At 68.6% G+C, this 17,367-nt stretch carries 16 protein-coding genes and 3 pseudogenes; 13 read left to right on the top strand and 6 right to left on the bottom strand.

Going from position 1 to position 17,367, the window contains the following annotated elements; genetic code table 11:
* Positions 1-80: 80 nt before the first annotated feature.
* The 4 genes from ABD794_RS09345 to ABD794_RS09330 all read right to left on the bottom strand — a co-directional run bounded on the left by ABD794_RS09345 (position 81) and on the right by ABD794_RS09330 (position 2,347).
* Positions 81-266 (bottom strand): hypothetical protein, encoded by a 186-nt coding sequence (locus ABD794_RS09345; protein WP_344962287.1) that lies wholly within the window; start codon positions 264-266, stop codon positions 81-83.
* The gene (locus tag ABD794_RS09340; protein WP_425585974.1) at positions 208-867 is read right to left on the bottom strand and encodes an LLM class flavin-dependent oxidoreductase; all 660 of its coding nucleotides are present in this window, start codon (positions 865-867) and stop codon (positions 208-210) included. The genes ABD794_RS09345 and ABD794_RS09340 overlap by 59 nt, the downstream gene beginning before the upstream one ends.
* A gap of 105 nt (positions 868-972) precedes the next feature.
* Positions 973-1,761 carry a hypothetical protein gene (locus ABD794_RS09335; RefSeq protein WP_344962283.1) on the bottom strand — a complete coding sequence of 263 codons (789 nt, stop codon included), beginning with the start codon at positions 1,759-1,761 and terminating at the stop codon, positions 973-975.
* Between the two features lie 112 nt (positions 1,762-1,873).
* A complete protein-coding gene (locus tag ABD794_RS09330; protein ID WP_344962281.1) occupies positions 1,874-2,347 on the bottom strand; it encodes a VOC family protein in 474 nt (157 codons plus the stop codon).
* Between the two features lie 527 nt (positions 2,348-2,874).
* On the opposite strand from ABD794_RS09330, the gene ABD794_RS09325 reads away from it, so the two are divergent.
* From ABD794_RS09325 to ABD794_RS09260, 12 genes and pseudogenes are all read left to right on the top strand, one after another.
* Positions 2,875-3,558, top strand: a complete 684-nt coding sequence (locus ABD794_RS09325) for an FAD-binding oxidoreductase (protein ID WP_344962279.1) — start codon at positions 2,875-2,877, stop codon at positions 3,556-3,558.
* Positions 3,555-4,352, top strand: coding sequence for a hypothetical protein (locus tag ABD794_RS09320; RefSeq protein WP_344962277.1), 798 nt, complete (start codon positions 3,555-3,557; stop codon positions 4,350-4,352). The genes ABD794_RS09325 and ABD794_RS09320 overlap by 4 nt, the downstream gene beginning before the upstream one ends.
* A gap of 66 nt (positions 4,353-4,418) precedes the next feature.
* On the top strand, positions 4,419-5,564 hold the full coding sequence (locus tag ABD794_RS18755; protein ID WP_425585972.1) for a gamma-glutamyltransferase: 1,146 nt from the start codon (positions 4,419-4,421) through the stop codon (positions 5,562-5,564).
* A 16-nt stretch (positions 5,565-5,580) separates the two neighbouring features.
* Positions 5,581-6,219 (top strand): gamma-glutamyltransferase, encoded by a 639-nt coding sequence (locus ABD794_RS09300; RefSeq protein WP_344962274.1) that lies wholly within the window; start codon positions 5,581-5,583, stop codon positions 6,217-6,219.
* A 141-nt stretch (positions 6,220-6,360) separates the two neighbouring features.
* Positions 6,361-6,630: a hypothetical protein gene (locus ABD794_RS09295; protein WP_344962272.1), complete on the top strand. Its 270-nt coding sequence runs from the start codon at positions 6,361-6,363 to the stop codon at positions 6,628-6,630.
* A 118-nt stretch (positions 6,631-6,748) separates the two neighbouring features.
* Entirely contained in the window at positions 6,749-7,045 is a 297-nt protein-coding gene (locus ABD794_RS09290; RefSeq protein ID WP_344962270.1) for an SAM-dependent methyltransferase, read from the top strand.
* 356 nt (positions 7,046-7,401) lie between these two features.
* Positions 7,402-8,592, top strand: a complete 1,191-nt coding sequence (locus ABD794_RS09285) for a cytochrome P450 (protein WP_344962267.1) — start codon at positions 7,402-7,404, stop codon at positions 8,590-8,592.
* 70 nt (positions 8,593-8,662) lie between these two features.
* The gene (gene asnB, locus ABD794_RS09280) at positions 8,663-10,531 is read left to right on the top strand and encodes an asparagine synthase (glutamine-hydrolyzing) (protein ID WP_344962265.1); all 1,869 of its coding nucleotides are present in this window, start codon (positions 8,663-8,665) and stop codon (positions 10,529-10,531) included.
* Positions 10,532-10,937: 406 nt separating this feature from the next.
* Positions 10,938-12,803 (top strand): MFS transporter, encoded by a 1,866-nt coding sequence (locus ABD794_RS09275; protein ID WP_344962263.1) that lies wholly within the window; start codon positions 10,938-10,940, stop codon positions 12,801-12,803.
* Between the two features lie 61 nt (positions 12,804-12,864).
* Entirely contained in the window at positions 12,865-14,088 is a 1,224-nt protein-coding gene (gene thiO, locus ABD794_RS09270) for a glycine oxidase ThiO (protein ID WP_344962261.1), read from the top strand.
* Positions 14,089-14,199: 111 nt separating this feature from the next.
* Positions 14,200-14,634, top strand: a pseudogene (locus ABD794_RS09265) (FAD-dependent oxidoreductase); the annotation flags it as partial.
* 598 nt (positions 14,635-15,232) lie between these two features.
* Positions 15,233-15,643, top strand: a complete 411-nt coding sequence (locus ABD794_RS09260; RefSeq protein ID WP_344962259.1) for an FAD-dependent oxidoreductase — start codon at positions 15,233-15,235, stop codon at positions 15,641-15,643.
* On the opposite strand, the pseudogene ABD794_RS09255 reads toward ABD794_RS09260, so the two are convergent.
* A pseudogene (locus ABD794_RS09255) lies at positions 15,621-16,139 on the bottom strand (helix-turn-helix transcriptional regulator); the annotation flags it as partial. The gene ABD794_RS09260 and the pseudogene ABD794_RS09255 sit on opposite strands and share 23 nt — an antisense overlap.
* Positions 16,140-16,190: 51 nt before the next feature.
* Positions 16,191-16,616: a helix-turn-helix transcriptional regulator gene (locus ABD794_RS18750; protein WP_425585973.1), complete on the bottom strand. Its 426-nt coding sequence runs from the start codon at positions 16,614-16,616 to the stop codon at positions 16,191-16,193.
* A gap of 74 nt (positions 16,617-16,690) precedes the next feature.
* Between ABD794_RS18750 and ABD794_RS09250 the strand changes: the two are divergent.
* Positions 16,691-17,367 (top strand): annotated as a pseudogene (locus tag ABD794_RS09250) (excinuclease ABC subunit UvrA); the annotation flags it as partial.

Here is a 17,367-nt window from a genome sequence, read left to right as displayed (position 1 = left end):
GTCGTCGCAAGGGCCGTCCGGCACGAGCACGTTGAGCACACTGCCTCGGCCGGGGGCGGTGCCGAACATGTCCACCGTCGTCACCTGCATCGTCCCCCCAGCAGCTGCTTTTCGGCGAAGGCGACGATGACCCGTTCGTCGCCCTGGTACGGAGGTTCGGGGCGGGGCCAGTGCACGACGAAGTCGGTGAAGCCGACCTCCTCCAGCTCACCGGCGGCGTCCTCGTAGGCGGCCAGCGACTTGGTGATCCCGCCCCACTGCGGCATCGGCCACGAACAGCCGGCGCAGCGTGGCCGGATCCCGGCCCGCATGCTCGCAGGCCGCGTCCACCCGGTGCATCTGCTCCCTCAGCACCGGCATGACCTCGCGCAGTTGCCGCATGCCGAAGTCGGCGGGCGGGCCGGAGGTGATCCAGTACTGTCCGAAGCGCGCGGTGAGCGCCATGCCCCGCGGCCCGGTCGCGGCCACCGCGAACGGCAGCCGCGGCCCGTTTCCGGCACGCGGATGGAAGGCGACCCCGGACGCGGTGTACCAGGGCGACGTCGCATCGACGTCGCCGCGGACGAGTACGGCGTCGAGCAGCTCGACGAACACGTCGAACCGGTCGGCGCGTTCCCGTGGGCGAAGTGGTGTGCCGCCGAGGACCTTCGCGTCGTAGCCGGGGGCACCGGCGCCCAGCCCGCAGATCAGACGCCCTCCCGCGATGTCGTCGACGCTGACCAGGTCCTTCGCCAGCACTGCGGGGTGGCGGAAGTTCGGGGTGGCCACCAGCATGCCGAGCCCGATGGTGTGGGTCACCATGGCGGCGGCGGTGAGTGTCGGGATCGAGCCGTACCACCGGCGGTCGGCAAGCCAGCGCCACATCAGGTGGTCGTAGGTCCAGGCGTGGTCGTACCCCAGTCGCTCTGCGACCCGCCAGCGTTCGGGCCGCCGCTTTCCACTCGTGCTCGGGGAGTAACACGACGCCGTGCTTCATGCGCCGACGCCCTGGACCTGCTGTGCGGTCACCAGCCCGATCGCCTCGTCGAGGGCCCGGAGCGCGCCGGGGACCAGTGTCATCATGAGGCCGCCGGATTGCCCGGTGACGACCGGATGATGGTGACCCCCGACGTTCGGGTACAGGCCGTTGCGTGCGAGGTCCGTACCCACTCCGGCGACGCGTGCGCGGAGCTGATCGACGAACTGGACGCGGCTGACCGGGCGGCGCACCGTGAGGAAGAAGTTGTCGTACAGCTCTTCCTTTTCCCGCGAGACGGTCACGCCCGCCGCTTCTATGGACTGCTGGAGGAGGGAAGGCCCGTCCGGCACGAGATGGTCGGCGATGTAGTCGTGGGTCGCGGCGTTCCGCGCCACGGCCTTGCCGAGAGCCTCACACGATGGATCGCCCTGCCAGGGCAACTTGCCCCGGAAGATGCGGCGGACAGGCCGGTAGTCCGGGGCCCAGGTGCCACTGATCGCCGGGTGCTGGAGTGCCATACGGCGCCGGATATGGCTGTGGTAGTGGCCTCGGGGCACCGTCGACGAGTAGATCAGCATCGCGCTGTACGCATCGACGCAGGCGGCCAGCAGATCCAGTTCAGGAGGGCTCGGCACCGTGTCGGGGGAGTGCCCGACGACCTCGTACATCGCACGCCACAGAGCAAACGAGAGCTGGTGCCCGACGATCCACCGGTACCAAAAGGTCCGCTCCACTTCGACCGGATGGGAGCCGAACACGTTGTATTCCGGGACGGCTTGGTCCATTGCGCCACTGTCGAGCACCTCGTCGGCCGCCGGTTCGAACTCGTGGCCGGCATCGGTAGGAACAGGGGCCGTAACTGGAGTACTTGAAGATCGTCCTGGCGGGATCCCGTCCGCCGTCCCCGGGCGTCGTTCACGATGCCTCGCCCGAGAAGTGGATGAACTCCATTTCGAGGCCGTTGGGGTCCAGGATGTAGAGACTCTGCATCCCGTCGTCGTCGGTCACTATGTCCGACGGTTGCTCCTCCCGGCTCCACCTGATGTCCTGGCGTTCTTCGCGGAGCCGCAACCAGCGGTCGCGAAGCACGACCAGGTCGTCGTGGCTGTCCACGGTGATCCCGATGTGCTGGAACTGGTAACCGAGAGGGTGGGGCCCCTGCCGGGTGTGACCGGCCCGGTCGAAGATGTGGAACCGCACGTCCCCCACTTTCAGTTCGATCAGCTTCCTGATCCCGGGGAGGCGCGAGTGGGTGAGCGGAGAGAACCTGGTGAGCGACCACTCCGCCGTAGCCCCGAGGAATTCCCGGTACCACGTGATCGTGGATTCCACGTCATCGGTCTGTATGGCGACGTGGTGGAATTTAGGGGCGATGGCAAGCGTGTTCATCGGTGCCCTTTCGTCGCGAAGAGTCGGCTGGCGCATCCGCCCCTGCCGCAAAGCTGGCCGGTGCCTTCGGAACCTTCACGATGAGGCGCCCAGGCCGGCATGGAAATGTTCTTTCGCCGATGGCGTCCGAGACAATCAGAGGATGTTCAAGACAGTCTCAAGTCCCTGTAGGGCGTCGTTGTTGCGCGATCTTCGATCGGATGTCCCGCTGATCCGCGCAGCACCGCCGTGCGGTGGTCATCGGGACACGGAGGGCGAAGAGGGAGCGTCGCCGGCCGCGAGTGCTCCGGTGACAATGCATCCGTGTGCCCCGGATGATGCTCCGTACCCGGCCCCAAGTGATTTAAAAAACCTCTGACAGTAAGTTTAGGGATCTCCGAAGGTTTTCCGTGCCGCCCCCGGCTACGATTCTCGGCGGTAACGGAAAACGGCAGGACAAGTGTTGTCCGACAGGGAGGGTCGAGACGCGCATGACGTGTGGAAGTCATCGGCAGTCGAACCGGCATCACAGGTCAGGAGAATGAGAAATGATTCGCCCGGATTCCCCGGGGAATGCCGAAGTCACGGGATTCGATCCGGTCGAGCGACTCTGGGTCTCGTCCCGGGAGCGCACGACGAGTGAAAAGGCCCGGCCGTTCGCCGCCGTACCCGCCCTGGAGGGTGATCTCCTGGTCGACGAGGCTTCCCGGCAGGCGTACTCCACCGACCTGGGCAACATCACTACGAGCAGGCCTGGTGCGGTGCTGCTGCCCCGCTCGGCACGGGATGTCGCCGCGCTGGTCCGCTTCTGCCGCGCACACGGCATCACGGTGTCGGTCCGGGGCCGGGCCAGTACGACCCTCGGCCAGAGTCTCTCCGACGGACTGGTCATCGACAGCCGGTCCCTCGACCGCATCCACTCCATCGGTTCCGGCATCGCCGAGGTTGATGCAGGGGTCCTCTGGAAGGACCTGGTCACCGCTGCCCACCGGCACTCGCCCGAGGCTGACGCCGCCCGTGGTCACCGCCTACACCTCGCTGAGCGTGGGCGGCACGCTCTCGGTCGGCGGTCTCGGCGGGATCGTCGGCGCGTTGCACACCGGCCTTCAGGGCGACCACGTACGCGAGTTGGAAGTGGTGACGGGCACGGGCGACATCGAGCGCTGCTCCGCGGATCACAAGGCCGACCTGTTCGAGGCGGCCCCTCGGCGGCCTCGGCCAGTGTGCTGTGATCACCAAGGCTGTCCTCGAACTCGTCCCGGCGAAGGAACGTGCCCGTACCTACACGCTGGGCTACACCGACAATGCCGCGTTCTTCCGCGACCTGCGCATGCTCATCGAGCGGCCGTGCATCGACCATGTCTACGCGACGTTGCAGCCTCCGGGCGCCGAGCCAACACACCAGCTGTACGCGACGGTTGTCTACGACCCCGCCGACCCGCCCCGTGACGAGGTGGCGGTCGAGGGCGTGTCAGCCCCGCCGGCCGTCGAGGACAGTTCCTACCTGGAGTACATCTCCACGATCGACCGCCTCGTCGACCAGATGCGGGACACCGCGGACTGGGACATGTTCGCCAATCCCTGGTACGACGTGTGGCTGCCCGGCAACGCCATGGAGGACTACATCGCCGAGGTTCACCCGACACTCACCGAACTCGACCTGGGGCCCTGCGGTATCAGCCTCATCTACGCGCAGCGGCGGGCTCACCTCGGCAGGCCGCATCCCCCGCGGCCGGAGCCGGACGGATCGCCATGGGTGTACGTCCTCGACGTCAACACCACGGCCGGCTCCCGAACGCCTGACCCGGGGTACGTCGAGGAGATGCTGGACCGCAACGACCGCTGGTTCGCCCGGGCACGCGATCACTATGGCGCCGTGCTCTACCCCATAGGCTCCGTGCGGTTCACGGCGCAGGACTGGCGCGCCCACTTCGGTGACGCCTGGCCCGCCTTCAGCGCCGCCAAGAAGCGCTACGACCCCGATGGCATCCTCACGCCGGGCCCCGGAATCTTCCGGAACGGCTAGCAGTGCCGTGGCCGCGCCTCACGGCTCCTACCCGAATACGTCATACGAGCAGTTGGGAGTAGCTGCATGCTGCCGTCCAAGCCGGAACTCCGTGGCACCATCGGTGCCGTCGCCAGTACCCATTGGCTCGCGTCGTCCGCGGCCATGCGCATCCTCGCCAACGGCGGCAACGCCTTCGACGCCGCCGTTGCCGCCGGCTTCGTCCTCCAAGTGGTGGAGCCGCACTTCAACGGCCCCGGCGGGGATGTGTCCATCCTGGCGCACCAGGCCGGACACGACGACGTCCAGGAGATCTGCGGGCAGGGCCCCATGCCGCAGGCCGCTGACATCAAGGCCTTCGAGCGGCTCGGCCTGAGCAGCATCCCCGGCTCCGGACTCCTGCCCGCCTGTGTGCCGGGCGCGTTCGGGGGGGTGGATGCGGCTGCTCTCCGAGTTCGGGACTATGCGCCTCGCCGATGTCCTCGAACCGGCGATCGGCTACGCGTCGGACGGCTTCCCGCTGCTCCCCGAAACAGCACTGGCCATCACCACGCTCGCCCCGCTGTTCCGGGACGAGTGGTCCGGATCCGGCCGGGCCTACCTCACCAGCGGCCCGGCCCCCGCGGTCGGCAGCCGGTTCGCAACCCCACGCTCGCCCAGACCTACCAGCGGCTGCTGAAGACCGCCGAGTCCGCGTCGCCGGACCGCGAGGCGCAGATCGAGGCCGCCCGTTACGCCTTCTACCAGGGCTTCGTGGCGCAGGAGATCTCCGACTTCCTCGCCTCGGGGCCGATGCTCGACGCGACCGGCCTACGGAACCGGGCACTGCTGACCGGGGAGGACCTGGCCCGCTGGGAGCCGACTGTCCAGGCCGCGACGAGCCGTGCCTACGGCCCCCACCAGGTCTTCAAGCCCGGGCCGTGGTCGCAGGGTCCGGTGTTCCTGCAACAGATCGCGTTGCTGGAGGGGTTCGATCTGCCGGCCATGGGACAGGGCAGCGCCGACTACCTGCACACGGTGGTGGAGTGCACGAAGCTCGCCATGTCCGACCGTGAGGCGTGGTACGGCGATCCCGCCTTCTCCGATGTGCCGCTGGACACCCTGCTGGGCGAGGAGTACACGCGGCAGCGGCGCGCTCTGGTCGGTGATTCCGCTGTGCTCACCCTGCGGCCGGGTTCCCCAGATGGACGCACCCCGTTCATCCCGTCCCTCCCCCACGCCGGACGACACTGAGCCCGACTCCGAGGTGATGTCCCAACTGCGCAACGGCCTTCCGACCATCCTCCGGGCCACCACCGCCAAGGCCGACACGTGCACAGTCACGGTGGTAGACCGGTACGGCAACGCGGTGGCGGCGACGCCCAGCGGCGGCTGGATGAAGAGCTCGCCGGCCGTCGGCAGCCTCGGATTCCCGCTCGGCACCCGCGGCCAGTCCATGTACCTCGTCCCCGGCCACCCGAACTCGCTGGAGCCCGGGAAGCGGCCACGGACGACGCTCAGCCCCACCATCGTGCTCCGGGATGGCAGGCCTCTGCTCGCCTTCGGAACCCCCGGCGGCGACCGGCAGGACCAGTGGACGTTGCAATTCTTCCTCAACGCGGTCGAGTTCGGGCTCGACCTCCAGCACTCGACCGAGACCACGGCCTTCCACACCGACCAGGTCCCCGCGTCCTTCACCCCGCACGCCTACCGCCCCGGGGTGCTGGTGGCCGAGGAGACCTGCGACCCGGAATCGGTCGATGCGCTCCGGCGACGCGGCCACGAAGTCGAACTCGTGCCGGCCTATTCGCTCGGACGGATCTGCGCGACCGGGCTCACCCCGGACGGGGAGTTCGTCCGCGCGGCGGCCAGTCCCCGTGGGCGACACGCGTACGCGGGATGCGCATGAAATCCGACTTCCTCCCATCCCTGAAAGGACGGTAGCTCGTGACCCTCGTCAACGGCATGCCACCGGTCGTCGAGTTGCAGGACGCGGAACAGCGGCGGGAATGGCAGAAGTTCACGCTGTCCGACCTGCCCGAGATGATCAGTGCCATGCACGTCTGCCACGCGGTGCACGCGTTGTCCACCCACACCGCTGCTGGAGCGGCTGCGCAACGGGCCCCGGCAGCCCGGCAACGGCCTGCTGGACGGGATCACCCCGGACATCGGGGCCGGCCTTCTGCGCTACCTCGTGAATCGTGGCATCCTTCAGATCCAGGGTGAGGAGTACTTCCTGACCCGGCTCGGGGAGTTCCTCACCACCCGACATCTCGCTGGCCCGCCTCGGGATCTACGTCGAGGCCTACGGCGGTGGTGACCAGCCGGATCGGTGAGCTGCTGACCGGTGAGGCGGTCTACGGCAAGGACGTCGTCCGTGACGGAGGTGCGCTCGGGGCGCACTGCGCACGCTGTTCTCCTTCTTCCACACACCGGTCGTGCTCCAGGCCATGCAGGGCCGCAAGGTCAAGCGCATGCTCGACGTCGGCTGCGGTGGCGGGCAGTTGATCGTGGACGCCTGTCTGCGTGACCCGTCGCTCACAGGCGTCGGCATCGATATCGACCGGAACGCCATCGCCTGGGCGAACGATCTGGCCCGGCGGTCCGGGGTCGCGGACCGGGTGGAGTTCGTCGTGGGGGACGCCTTCGCCCCCAAGACCTGGCCGGCCGTCTGCACCGAAAGCCGACGGTCTGTGCATGATGAGCGCGCTGCACGAGCACTTCCGGCATGGTGAACAGGCCGTCGTGGACCTCCTGGACGAGATGGCGACGATGCTGCCGCAGCTGAAGGTCCTGCTGATCGGTGAGCCGGAGCTGCGTTTCGACGGCCGGGAGAACGACGACGACTTCTTTCTGATCCATGTGCTGAGCGGACAGGGCCTTCCCCGGGACCGGTCCGCATGGTTCGAGGTCTTCGAGAAGTCCCGCTTGCAGTGCCGTCAGGTCTACACCCCGCCCCGGCGCAGGCCCCCGAATCTGCTTCTACGACCTCGCGGCGCGGCCGAGCTGAGCGCCGGCGCCGATCAGAGGCACCCCGGCCTTCCGCGCGCCCTCCGGACCGCTACTCACACCATCGGGAGTGAGCCCAGAGATGACCACAGCCCCGTCGGGCCTGGTACCCAAGAGCGATGTGGAACTCTTCTCCACCGCAACGCTGATGGACCCGTATCCCCACTATGCGGCGTTGCGCGGCCTCGGCCCTGCCGTCTACCTGACCCGGTACGACCTCTACGGCCTCTTCCGGTACGAACACGTCCGCCCGGCCCTCGTCGACTGGGAGCGGTTCAGCTCGGCCGAGGGCGTCGCGATGAACCCGAGAACGAACGAGCTGATGGACGGTTCGATCCTCGGGATGGACCCGCCGCGGCACAAGGCGGTACGGAAGGTCTTCGACGAGGCCCTCCGCCCGAAGTATGTGCGCCAGGTCGCCGGTGACCTGGCGCACCTCGCCGGGAAGCTGGTCGACGACCTTGTACGGCGGGGGCAGTTCGACGGTGTCCGGGACTTCGCACGCAAGCTGCCGGTGGACATCGTGCTGGACCTTATCGGGTTCCCCCGTGACGACCAGCGGGAGGAGATCCTCGACTGGGCACTCGGCGCGTTCAACTTCATGGGACCCGCCGGTGACTTCCAGGCCTCCTCGCTGCCCGACGTGCAGGACCTGATGCAGTACCTCACCACCAAGGCGACGCCCGGGAAGCTGCTCCCCGGCAGTTTCGGCCAGATCGTCTGGGCGGCCGTCGAGCGCGGTGAGATCACGGAGAGCGAGGCGCTGATGACGATGAGCGCCTACGCGTGCGCCGGGGTGGACACGACCATCGCCGGTATCTCCAGCACCTTGTGGCTCCTTGCGCGGAACCCGGATCAGTGGTCGGACGTCCGCCGGGACCCGGAGGCCGTCCCCGGTGCGTTCCTCGAAGGACTGCGCATGGAGGCCCCCGTCCAGTCGTTCGCCCGCGTGACCACGTGTGACGTGGAGCTCGACGACGTGACGATCCCCGCGGGCGCCAGAGTGGTGCTCTCCTACGGTTCGGCCAACCGGGACGAGCGCCATTACCCGGCCCCCGACTGTTTCCGGGTCCGCCGTAACCCCTCGGACACCGTCGCATTCGGCCTCGGCGTCCACAACTGCCCCGGTCGTGCGCTCGCCACGATGGAGGCGCACGCCCTCTTCCGCGCGCTGGCCGAGCGGGTGGAGAGGCTCGAGCTTGCCGGTGAGCCCACCCGTAGCCCGAACAGCATCACGCGGGGCCTCGACACACTGCCGGTCCGCGTTGCCTGACGCCCGCCATTCCAGCCGGGATCCGGCGGCCGAATGCGTCCACGTTTCAGATACGTCAGAGGAGAGTGTGATGTGCGGAATAACCGGCTGGGTTGATTTCGACCGCGATCTGACCACCGAGGGCCACGTCGTCCAGGGGATGGTGGACACCCTGGCCCTGCGTGGGCCGGACGACGAAGGGGTGTGGCTGAGTCGGCACGCGGCTCTGGGGCACCGGCGCAAGGCGGTGATCGATCCCGCCAACGGTGCCCAGCCCATGGTCACTCCCGAGACGACGGCTGACGGAACGCCCGTGGCCGCTGTCTGCTACAGCGGCGAGGTGTTCAACTTCCAGGAACTCCGCGGAGAACTCCAGGCGCACGGCCACGAGTTCCGCACCCGGTGCGACACCGAGGTGGTTCTCCGGGCGTATCTGGAGTGGGGGCCGGACTTCGTACAGCGGCTGAACGGCATGTTCGCCTTCGCGATCCGGGACGACCGTACCGACGAGGTGCTGCTGTACCGCGACCGCCTGGGCATCAAGCCGCTGTTCTACTACCCGACCCGCAACGGTCTGCTCTTCGGCTCGGAGCCCAAGGCGATCCTCGCCCACCCGGAGAGCAAGGCCGTACTGTCCCTGGACGGGCTGCGGGAGATCCTCTCCTTCCTCCGTATCCCGGGCCAGACGCCCCTGGAGGGGATGTATGAGGTTCGGCCCGGTCACCTCCTCCGGGTCGGCAACGGCCGGCGCCGTGAGGAGAAGTACTGGGAACTGTCGTCCTGGGAGCACACCGACGACAGGGCGACGACCGTCCGGACGGTGCGCGAGCTGCTGGAGGACACCGTGGCCCGGCAACTGGTGGCGGACATCCCGCTGTGCAGCCTGCTGTCCGGGGGACTGGACTCCAGCGCGCTCACCGCCCTCGCGCAGAACGCCCTCGACCCCACCGGGGACCGGCAACTGCGGACCTTCTCCCTGGACTTCGTCGGCCACGTGGAGAATTTCAGGCCGGAGCCGCTCCGCGCGGATCCGGACGCGCCCTTCGTGGCGGAACTGGTCGGGCACGTCGGGACCAGCCACCGGAAGGTGGTCCTGAACACCGCGGCGCTCACCTCCCCGGACACGCAGTCCGCGGCGTGGAAAGCCCTGGACCTGCCCTATGGCATCGGGGACCACGGCCCCTCGATCTACTTGCTGTTCCAGGCGATTCGCGAGGAGTGCTCCGTCGTCCTGTCCGGCGAGGCGGCGGACGAACTGTTCGGCGGATATCTGTGGTTCCACGACCAGCGGGCCGTACGGGCGGACACGTTTCCCTGGCACGCTCTCGGAGACAAGACGGTCGAGGAGCAGTCCACCGCCTTCCTCAACCGTGACCTGGCCCGGGACCTGAACCTTTCCGAGTACATCACCGATCAGTACCGGACAGCCCTCGCTGAGGTCCCGCGTCTGGAGGGCGAGAGCGACACGGAGCGTCGGATGAGGGCGGCCACCTACTTGAACCTGACACGGTTCCTGCCGATCAACCTGGACCGCAAGGACCGGCTCAGCATGGCCAATGGCGTGGAGGAACGCATCCCGTTCTGCGACCACCGCCTGGTCGAATACGTCTTCAACGTGCCCTGGTCGATGAAGACTTTCGACGGCCGGGAGAAGAGCCTGCTGCGTGCGGCGACGGAGGACCTCCTGCCCCGGTCGATCGTGGAACGCCGCAAGGCCCCCTACCCGTCCACCCAGGACTTCGGCTACGACCTGGCGATGCGTCAGGAGCTGCAGAAGATCGTCGCGGAACCGAACTCGCCGGCGCTGCCGCTGTTTGACCTCGACGCGGTGCACGCACAGCTCGACGAGTCGCCGGGCGAGCCGTCGTCGATGACGAAGCGAGCGCTCCGGGACGAGACTCCTGTGCGGCTCAACTTCTGGCTCGAGACCTCCCATGTGAGCCTCGATCTGACGCACTGAGCCCCCGGATTCCGGTTCTCTTGCATGCGACGCCTCGGACACGGTGCCCCACGGCGTAGTTCGATGACCGATTCCCATGTCATGAACCCGGACCGCAGTCCCGCAGAAATCGAGGCCATTTTCCGACCTCATCGTGCCCTAAGGTCCTGAGCACGCCGCGGCACAGCATCCAGATCCGGTCAACCGACCCTGTGCGGGCGGCGATTGATCCGGTCGACCGTCACGTAACGCAACGGGCCGCGGAGCGCAGCAGCCCAGGAGCGCTCCAAGAAGTCAGGAGAGTTGATGAGCACGTCGAACGCGCACCCGGCGAGGGTGGATTGGTTCGAGATAACCGCCACCGAACCGTCGCTCAGCCGGACGTTCTACCGGGAGCTTTGCGGCTGGGATTTCGCCTCGTCCGGGAGTGGGGGACGCATACTGCACGATCACCGCACCCGGCGCCGGGACGAGCATGGGGGCGCTGCGCCGCGGCGATCAGGACGCGCTGTGCATCAGCGTCCTGTGCCCGGACGTCGCGGCTGCGGTCCGCGCTTTGGAGCCGCTCGGCGCCACGCTCGCCGAGGGGCCCGGGCGCACGCCGGCGGGCGACGTCCATGCGGTGGTCATCGACGTGCGGGGAAACCGGCTCGGGCTGCTGGAACCCGCGGCCCCGAGCATCCCGGCCGTTCCCGGCGCGGCACCGGGCCTGAACGCGACCGCGTTCTTCGAGATCGGGACCACCGACTTCGCCGCGACGCGGAAGTTCTACCAAGAGGCGTTCGGCTGGACCACCGAACGCGACGAATCAGCCGAAGGCGTGGCCTACTACAGCATCCTGGTGCCCGGACTGCCGGGTGAGATCGGCGGCGTCCTCGACCTGTCCGGCATGGACGGTGCGACCGACTACGCGATCCCCACGCTGCGTGTCGCGGACGTCCCCGGAACTGCTGGAGCGCGTCGCGGCGGCCGGCGGAAGCCGGCTGATGGGACCGGTCTCCGACGCCAAGGGCCTGGTGATCGGTCAGTTCCTCGACCCCGTCGGCAACCGGTGGAGCGCGTTCGCCCTGCCGACGGCCAAGTGAGCGCCATGCCTGTCGCCGTGTATGTGCTGGGGATCGCGATCTTCTCCCTCAACACCACGGAAATCATGGTGGCGGGACTGATCCCGGGGATCTCCGGCGAACTCCACGTCTCCGTCGCCGCCGTCGGGTACCTGATCTCGATCTACGCCTTCGGAATGGTCGTCGGCGGCCCGCTGCTGACCGTCGCCATGCGCAGGATCCCGCCGAAGCGGTCGCTGATCTGGCTGCTCGTCGTGTTCGTCGTCGGCCAGATGATCGGCGCACTGGCCCAGGACTACTGGGTGCTGGTGGTGGCGCGGGTGCTGACGGCGCTGGCCGCGTCGGCCTTCTTCGGGGTGGGCGCCGCGGTCTGCGTACAACTCGTCGGCCCCGAGCGCCGTGGCCGGGCGATGTCGGTCCTCTACGGTGGCATCACGGTGGCTCAGGTCGTCGGTCTTCCCGCGGCGACCGTCATCGAGCAGCACTTCGGATGGCGGGCAAGCTTCTGGATCGTCGACGCCCTGGCCCTGCTGTGCATCGTCGCGGTCGTGCTGAAGGTGCCGGGCGGCCGGGAGAGCCAGACGCTCGACCTCCCCTCGGAGATGCGGGTGTTGCGCAACGGGCGGCTGTGGGGCGCGTATGCGACCAATGCCCTCGTCATCGGGTCGGCCGTCACCGGGTTCAGCTATTTGTCCCCGGTCTTCACTGACGCCGGCGGCTTCTCGTCGTCTGCGGTTCCCGTGCTGTTCGCCATGTACGGTGTGGCGACCGTGGTGGGCAACACCCTCGTCGGGCGCTTCGCGGACCGCTACACGCGTCCCATCCTGCTCGGCGGGCTCATCGCACTGACCATCGTCCTCACCGGTTTCGCGCTGGTGCTCCACCACCAGGTGCCGTCGGTCGTCGCCACCGCGCTGCTTGGACTGGTCGGGCTGCCGCTCAACCCTGCGATGGCCGCCCGCGTCATGTCGGTGTCCAACAACGGCGCACTGGTCAACGCTCTCAATGGATCGGCCATCAACGTCGGCGTGGCCATCGGGCCTTGGCTCGGCGGTCTGGGCATCGATACCGGGATCGGCCTGGCCGCACCACTGTGGATCGGCGCCATCATGGCGTTCGTCGGGGTGCTGACCCTCGCCCCGGACTTCCGGCAGCGTGCCGCGCCGTCCGGTCAGCCCGTCCCGGTCGCGTCGGCACCCGCCACCAACGATGCCGGGAGGTCGCCCTGATGTGCTGAGCAACCCCCCACTCCGCATTCGGTGTTCCGGTTCCTCCGACGAAAGGACGACCGTGTCCCGGCCGACGCAGAACGAGACGAAGGCCGCCGTGGCCGAGGGCCTCGCGCCCCACGGTGGGATCCAACAGCTGTCGGCCGCGGCGGCACGGGACCGGTTGGTCGTCGTGGGCGCGGGCGCGGTCGGCGCCGCAGTGGCCTGGGCCGCGGCGCGGGAGAAGGTGGCCGGTGAAGTGGTGCTGGTCGACCCCGACCCCGGCTCCGGGGCATCGCGCGTGGCCGGAGGCATGCTCGGGCCGGTCACCGAGGCGTGGGCGGGGGAGCCCGAGATCCTCGACCTGGGTTCCGCGTCGGTGGCGCGCTGGCCTGCATTCGCCGAGGCGGTGGCGGCGGACGCCGGCCGCCCGGTGGGCCTGCGGACCGAGGGCATGCTCCAGGTGGCCCTCGACTCCGCCGATGTCGCCTCTCTGGAGCGGATGGCGAAGCACTTCCAGGACCGGGGACACCACGGGATCGAGCTCCTCACCGGGGCCGAGGCACGCCGCCGTGAGCCCGCCCTCGGCCCGTCGGTGCGCGCGGGCCTGTCCGTCCCCGGCGACCTCGCCGTGGACCCCCGCACCCTGCTTGTGGCGCTCGCCGCCGCCGGCGCGGCCCGGGGCGTGGTGACCTGCCGCGCGCGGGTCACCCGAGTGGTGGACGACGGCGAGCGGGTGACCGGTGTCGAGGTCGAGGGCGGACAGCTCGCCGCCGACCGCGTGGTGGTGGCGGCCGGGGCCTGGTCGTCGGCGCTGCACCCGGTTCTTGCGGACCGGGTGCGGCCGGTGAAGGGCGAGATCATTCGGATCCGTGCCCGGCGGTCGTCGCCGCCGCCCCCGGTGCACACCCTCCGCACGGCGGTCGAGGGACGGCCCGTGTATGTGATACCACGCACCGGAGGCCGGCTGGCGGTCGGGGCGACACAGTACGAGGCCGGTTTCGACCCCGACGTGCTCGTCGGTGGGGTCCGCAACCTGCTCGCCGACGTGGAGAAAGCGCTTCCCGGCATAGGTGATTACGCCCTCGAGGAGACCGCTGCCTCGTTCCGGCCCTGCACCGAGGACAACACACCACTGCTCGGCCCCGTCGGCCCGGAAGGCCTGTTCGCGTCCACGGGGCACGGGCGCAACGGGATCCTGCTCACTCCCCTCACCGCCGAGGCCCTGACCGCGGTGCTGCGCGGCGAAGGCCTCCCCGGTGTTGCCGAGCCCGCGGCCGCGGCCCGGGCCACCGCCTGCGTGTGACATCGGCTGTGCGGCTGGTGTGAACCGTAGCCGGCCCCGGGCTGGTGTGCTCCGGGCACCTCGCGCAACACCCCATCCGGCACCGGACGTTCCGGCGCCTTCGACGAAAGGACGACAGTGACCGGGCCGACGCAGAAAGACACGAAGAAAGCCTTCGACGACGGCCTCCCACCTCACAGCGGTATCGATCACGTCATCGTCGTGGGTGCCGGGCTCGCCGGCCTCGGTGCCGGATACGAACTGATCAAGCAAGGCACGCGCGTCACGGTGCTCGAGGCATCCGACCGCCCCGGCGGCCGGACCAGGACCCTGCGCGCGCCGTTCTCCGACGGCCTGTACTCCGAGGCCGGCGCGATGACAGTGACGAACCAATGCGATTACACCGTTCGATACCTGCGGGAGATGGGTCTTGAGACCGAGCCCAGCGACCTCGTGGACACGGATTTCTCGTACTACCACGGCGGTGTCCGAATACGGCCGGACAAGACGGCCGACCATGCCTCCCTTCTCGGCCTGAACCCGACGAGAAGGACTGAGCATCGATGAGATGGTGGCCAAGTACTCACAGGGCCGAACAAGGAGATCGGCCCGAAATCCAGTCGCCGACCTGGAGCATGTCTCCTCAACTCCTGGAACTCGACCGCTGTCGGTCCGTGAAGTGCTCGAGGAACGGGCGCCTCCGCCGCCGCCATCGACCTGATCGAGCCGCTTCTTCCTGGAGTATGCGCGGGGAGAAACTGGGCTCCGCGTCGGCGAGGGCGTGGGCCCGCTACGAGTCGGGTCCACGGTCCCTACTCGACAGGGATACCGAGTGGAGCAAGATCAAGGGCGGTACCGATACGCTCGCCCGCGCGCCCTGGCCGGCAGATCGCGTGACCACGTCGTCTACCGGCGCCCTGTGGTGCGGATCGCGCAGGACGATCATGAGGCACAGGTGTACTTTCCTCGATCGCAACCGGCTCGCAGACGATGACTGCGGACCGCGGTCATCGTCACCAACTAGCGCCGTTCGCGCGGATACGGCGCATCAACCTTGCGATGGCCGGTCTGTCAGTGGAGAGACGCGTCTGCGCCGGCTGCGATATGCGTCGGCCAGCCGTATCTCCCTCAGATGCGTCGGCAGTTCTGCCGGAGAAGGCAGCTGATGCTGTCCACGGACGGCCCGATCGGCACGGTGCGGGACGCCACGCCGCGGCGGACGGAGGGTCGGAAGATCCTTGAGTGCTGGACCAGCGGCTGGTCCGCCCAGGCGGTGGCGAGCATGGGCCCGGAGGAGCGGATCGATTTCGCGCTCGGCGAGATCGAGCCGATCCTCCCCGGGGCGCGGGAGAACTTCGAGCTGGGGACGTCGATCGCCTGGGACGACGAGCGCTACATCGAAGGCGCGTACATCCTCCCGGAGAGGGGGCACCACGAACTCATGGAGCACGCGCGGCGTCCGGAGGGTCGTATCCACTTCGCCGGTGAGCACACCGCGTACGAGCCCAACGGTGGGTCCATGAACTATGCGCTGGAGTCGGCGATCCGGGTGGTCATCGAGCTGTCGGGCGCGTGATGCTGCCGCTGCCGGGAGGCGGGACGGGGGGTCGGTCGCGGACGAGGTGGGCTCCGAATTGCCGGAGTGCCGCGCGGAATTCCTCGGGTTCCTCGACGGTGAACTCGACGTCGAGGAAGGCGAGGGCCGGTAGCAGCCACTGCCAGCAGTCGAGCATGAGCACGGCGCGGGTCCCGCCTCCGGCGGACGCGGTGAGAACGACGTCCTGCCGGGTGAACGCTTCGGCCACCGCTGTCATGGGGGCGTCGATGGTCAGCACCACGCGCTGCCGGTGCTTGTTGATGCCCTCGCGGAGGTAGTCGATGCCGGTCCCGGCCGGCAGCGGGCGGAGCGAGAACCTCCGGCTCTGTGACCGGAGTTCGCTGAGCCGGTCAAGGCGGAACACACGCCAGTCCTCCTTGTCGATGTCCCATCCCAGCAGGTACCAGCGCTGGTGAAGATGGACGTGGCGATGCGGCTCCACCAGACGAGTGGTGGCCTTCCCGGTCGCCCCGGTGTAATGGAAACGTCACGATGTGCTCGTGCGCGATCGCCTCGGCAAGCGTGCTCATCGTCGCGGCACTGGGGCTTGGGGCGGGCGTCGGCATCGTCTCCAGGCTGGCACGCAGCGCGGCCACGCGAGGGCGCAGCCGCTTGGGCAGGTACTGGTCCACCTTGCCGTAGGCGCGGACGGCCCGCCTCGTCGATACTGCCCTCGCTCGCGCTGCCGGTCGAGCCGAGAGCGGCCAGGCCCAAGAGGGTCGCAACGGCCTCGTCGTCGTCGAGTAGCAGCGGGGGCATGGCCCGCCCGGCCACGAGCCGGTAGTAGCCGCCCGGGCCCGGTTGGGGTCTCGACCGGGTACCCGTAGTCACGGAGCCTGCTGATGTCGCGCCGCAATGTGCGCGGGGGAACGTTCAGCCGGGCCGCCAGCTCCTCACCCGTGAACCTCTTACCCGACTGCAGTAACGCCAGTAGTGCGAGGACCCGTTGCATGACGTCGGCCACGTCCACAGTCTCGCAGAAATCGCGGCCACTTTCCGGCCGCGTCCTGTCCTAGGGTCCTGACCATGCCGCAGCACAGCATCCGCATTCGGGGAGCCCGCACCAACAACCTCCAGCACCTCGACATCGACGTGCCTCGCGCGCACGTCGTGGCCTTTGTCGGAGTGTCGGGCTCGGGCAAGTCGTCGCTGGTGTTCGACACGATCGCCGCCGAGGCCGGCTACCAGCTCAACGAGACCTACCCACCTCACACCCGCAACCGCCTGCCGAAATGGAAGCGTCCAGAGGTCGGTCACATCGAAGGGCTGTCCCCGGTGGTGGTGATCGACCAGCGGCGGCTGGGCGGGAACGCCCGCTCCACGGTCGGCACGATCACCGACATCTGGACCTACCTCCGGCTCCTGTTCTCCCGGGTGAGCACCCCGCACGTCGGTGAGTCCACCTGCTTCTCCTTCAACGACCCGGCCGGAATGTGCTCCACGTGCTCGGGCCTCGGCGAGGCTATGGCCAGCGCCGTCGATCGCTTCGTAGACCTGGACAAGCCCCTGAGCGAGGGCGCTGTACTGCTGCCCGGGTTCGCCACCGGCGGCTACTGGTACTCCCACTTCGCCGACATCGGAGTGTTCCCTCTCGACACGCCGCTGCGCCACTGGACCCAGGACGAACGGGACGCGCTGCTGTACGGCACCGGGTCCGCGGGACCACTGGCAGACGAACTTCCCAAGGACTATGAGGGTGTTGC

This window comes from Streptomyces thioluteus (assembly GCF_039535865.1).
This window is presented reverse-complemented; position numbering and strand designations above follow the sequence as displayed.

Excerpts from the sequence above, each read along its gene's own strand:
- ABD794_RS09260 (WP_344962259.1), top strand. The coding sequence starts at position 15,233 with ATGCTGTCCACGGACGGCCCGATCGGCACGGTGCGGGACGCCACGCCG.
- ABD794_RS09300 (WP_344962274.1), top strand. The coding sequence starts at position 5,581 with ATGTCCCAACTGCGCAACGGCCTTCCGACCATCCTCCGGGCCACCACC.
- ABD794_RS09330 (WP_344962281.1), bottom strand. The coding sequence starts at position 2,347 with ATGAACACGCTTGCCATCGCCCCTAAATTCCACCACGTCGCCATACAG.
- asnB (WP_344962265.1), top strand. The coding sequence starts at position 8,663 with ATGTGCGGAATAACCGGCTGGGTTGATTTCGACCGCGATCTGACCACC.
- ABD794_RS09285 (WP_344962267.1), top strand. The coding sequence starts at position 7,402 with ATGACCACAGCCCCGTCGGGCCTGGTACCCAAGAGCGATGTGGAACTC.
- ABD794_RS09325 (WP_344962279.1), top strand. The coding sequence starts at position 2,875 with ATGATTCGCCCGGATTCCCCGGGGAATGCCGAAGTCACGGGATTCGAT.
- ABD794_RS09345 (WP_344962287.1), bottom strand. The coding sequence starts at position 266 with ATGCCGCAGTGGGGCGGGATCACCAAGTCGCTGGCCGCCTACGAGGAC.
- ABD794_RS18755 (WP_425585972.1), top strand. The coding sequence starts at position 4,419 with ATGCTGCCGTCCAAGCCGGAACTCCGTGGCACCATCGGTGCCGTCGCC.
- ABD794_RS18750 (WP_425585973.1), bottom strand. The coding sequence starts at position 16,616 with ATGCAACGGGTCCTCGCACTACTGGCGTTACTGCAGTCGGGTAAGAGG.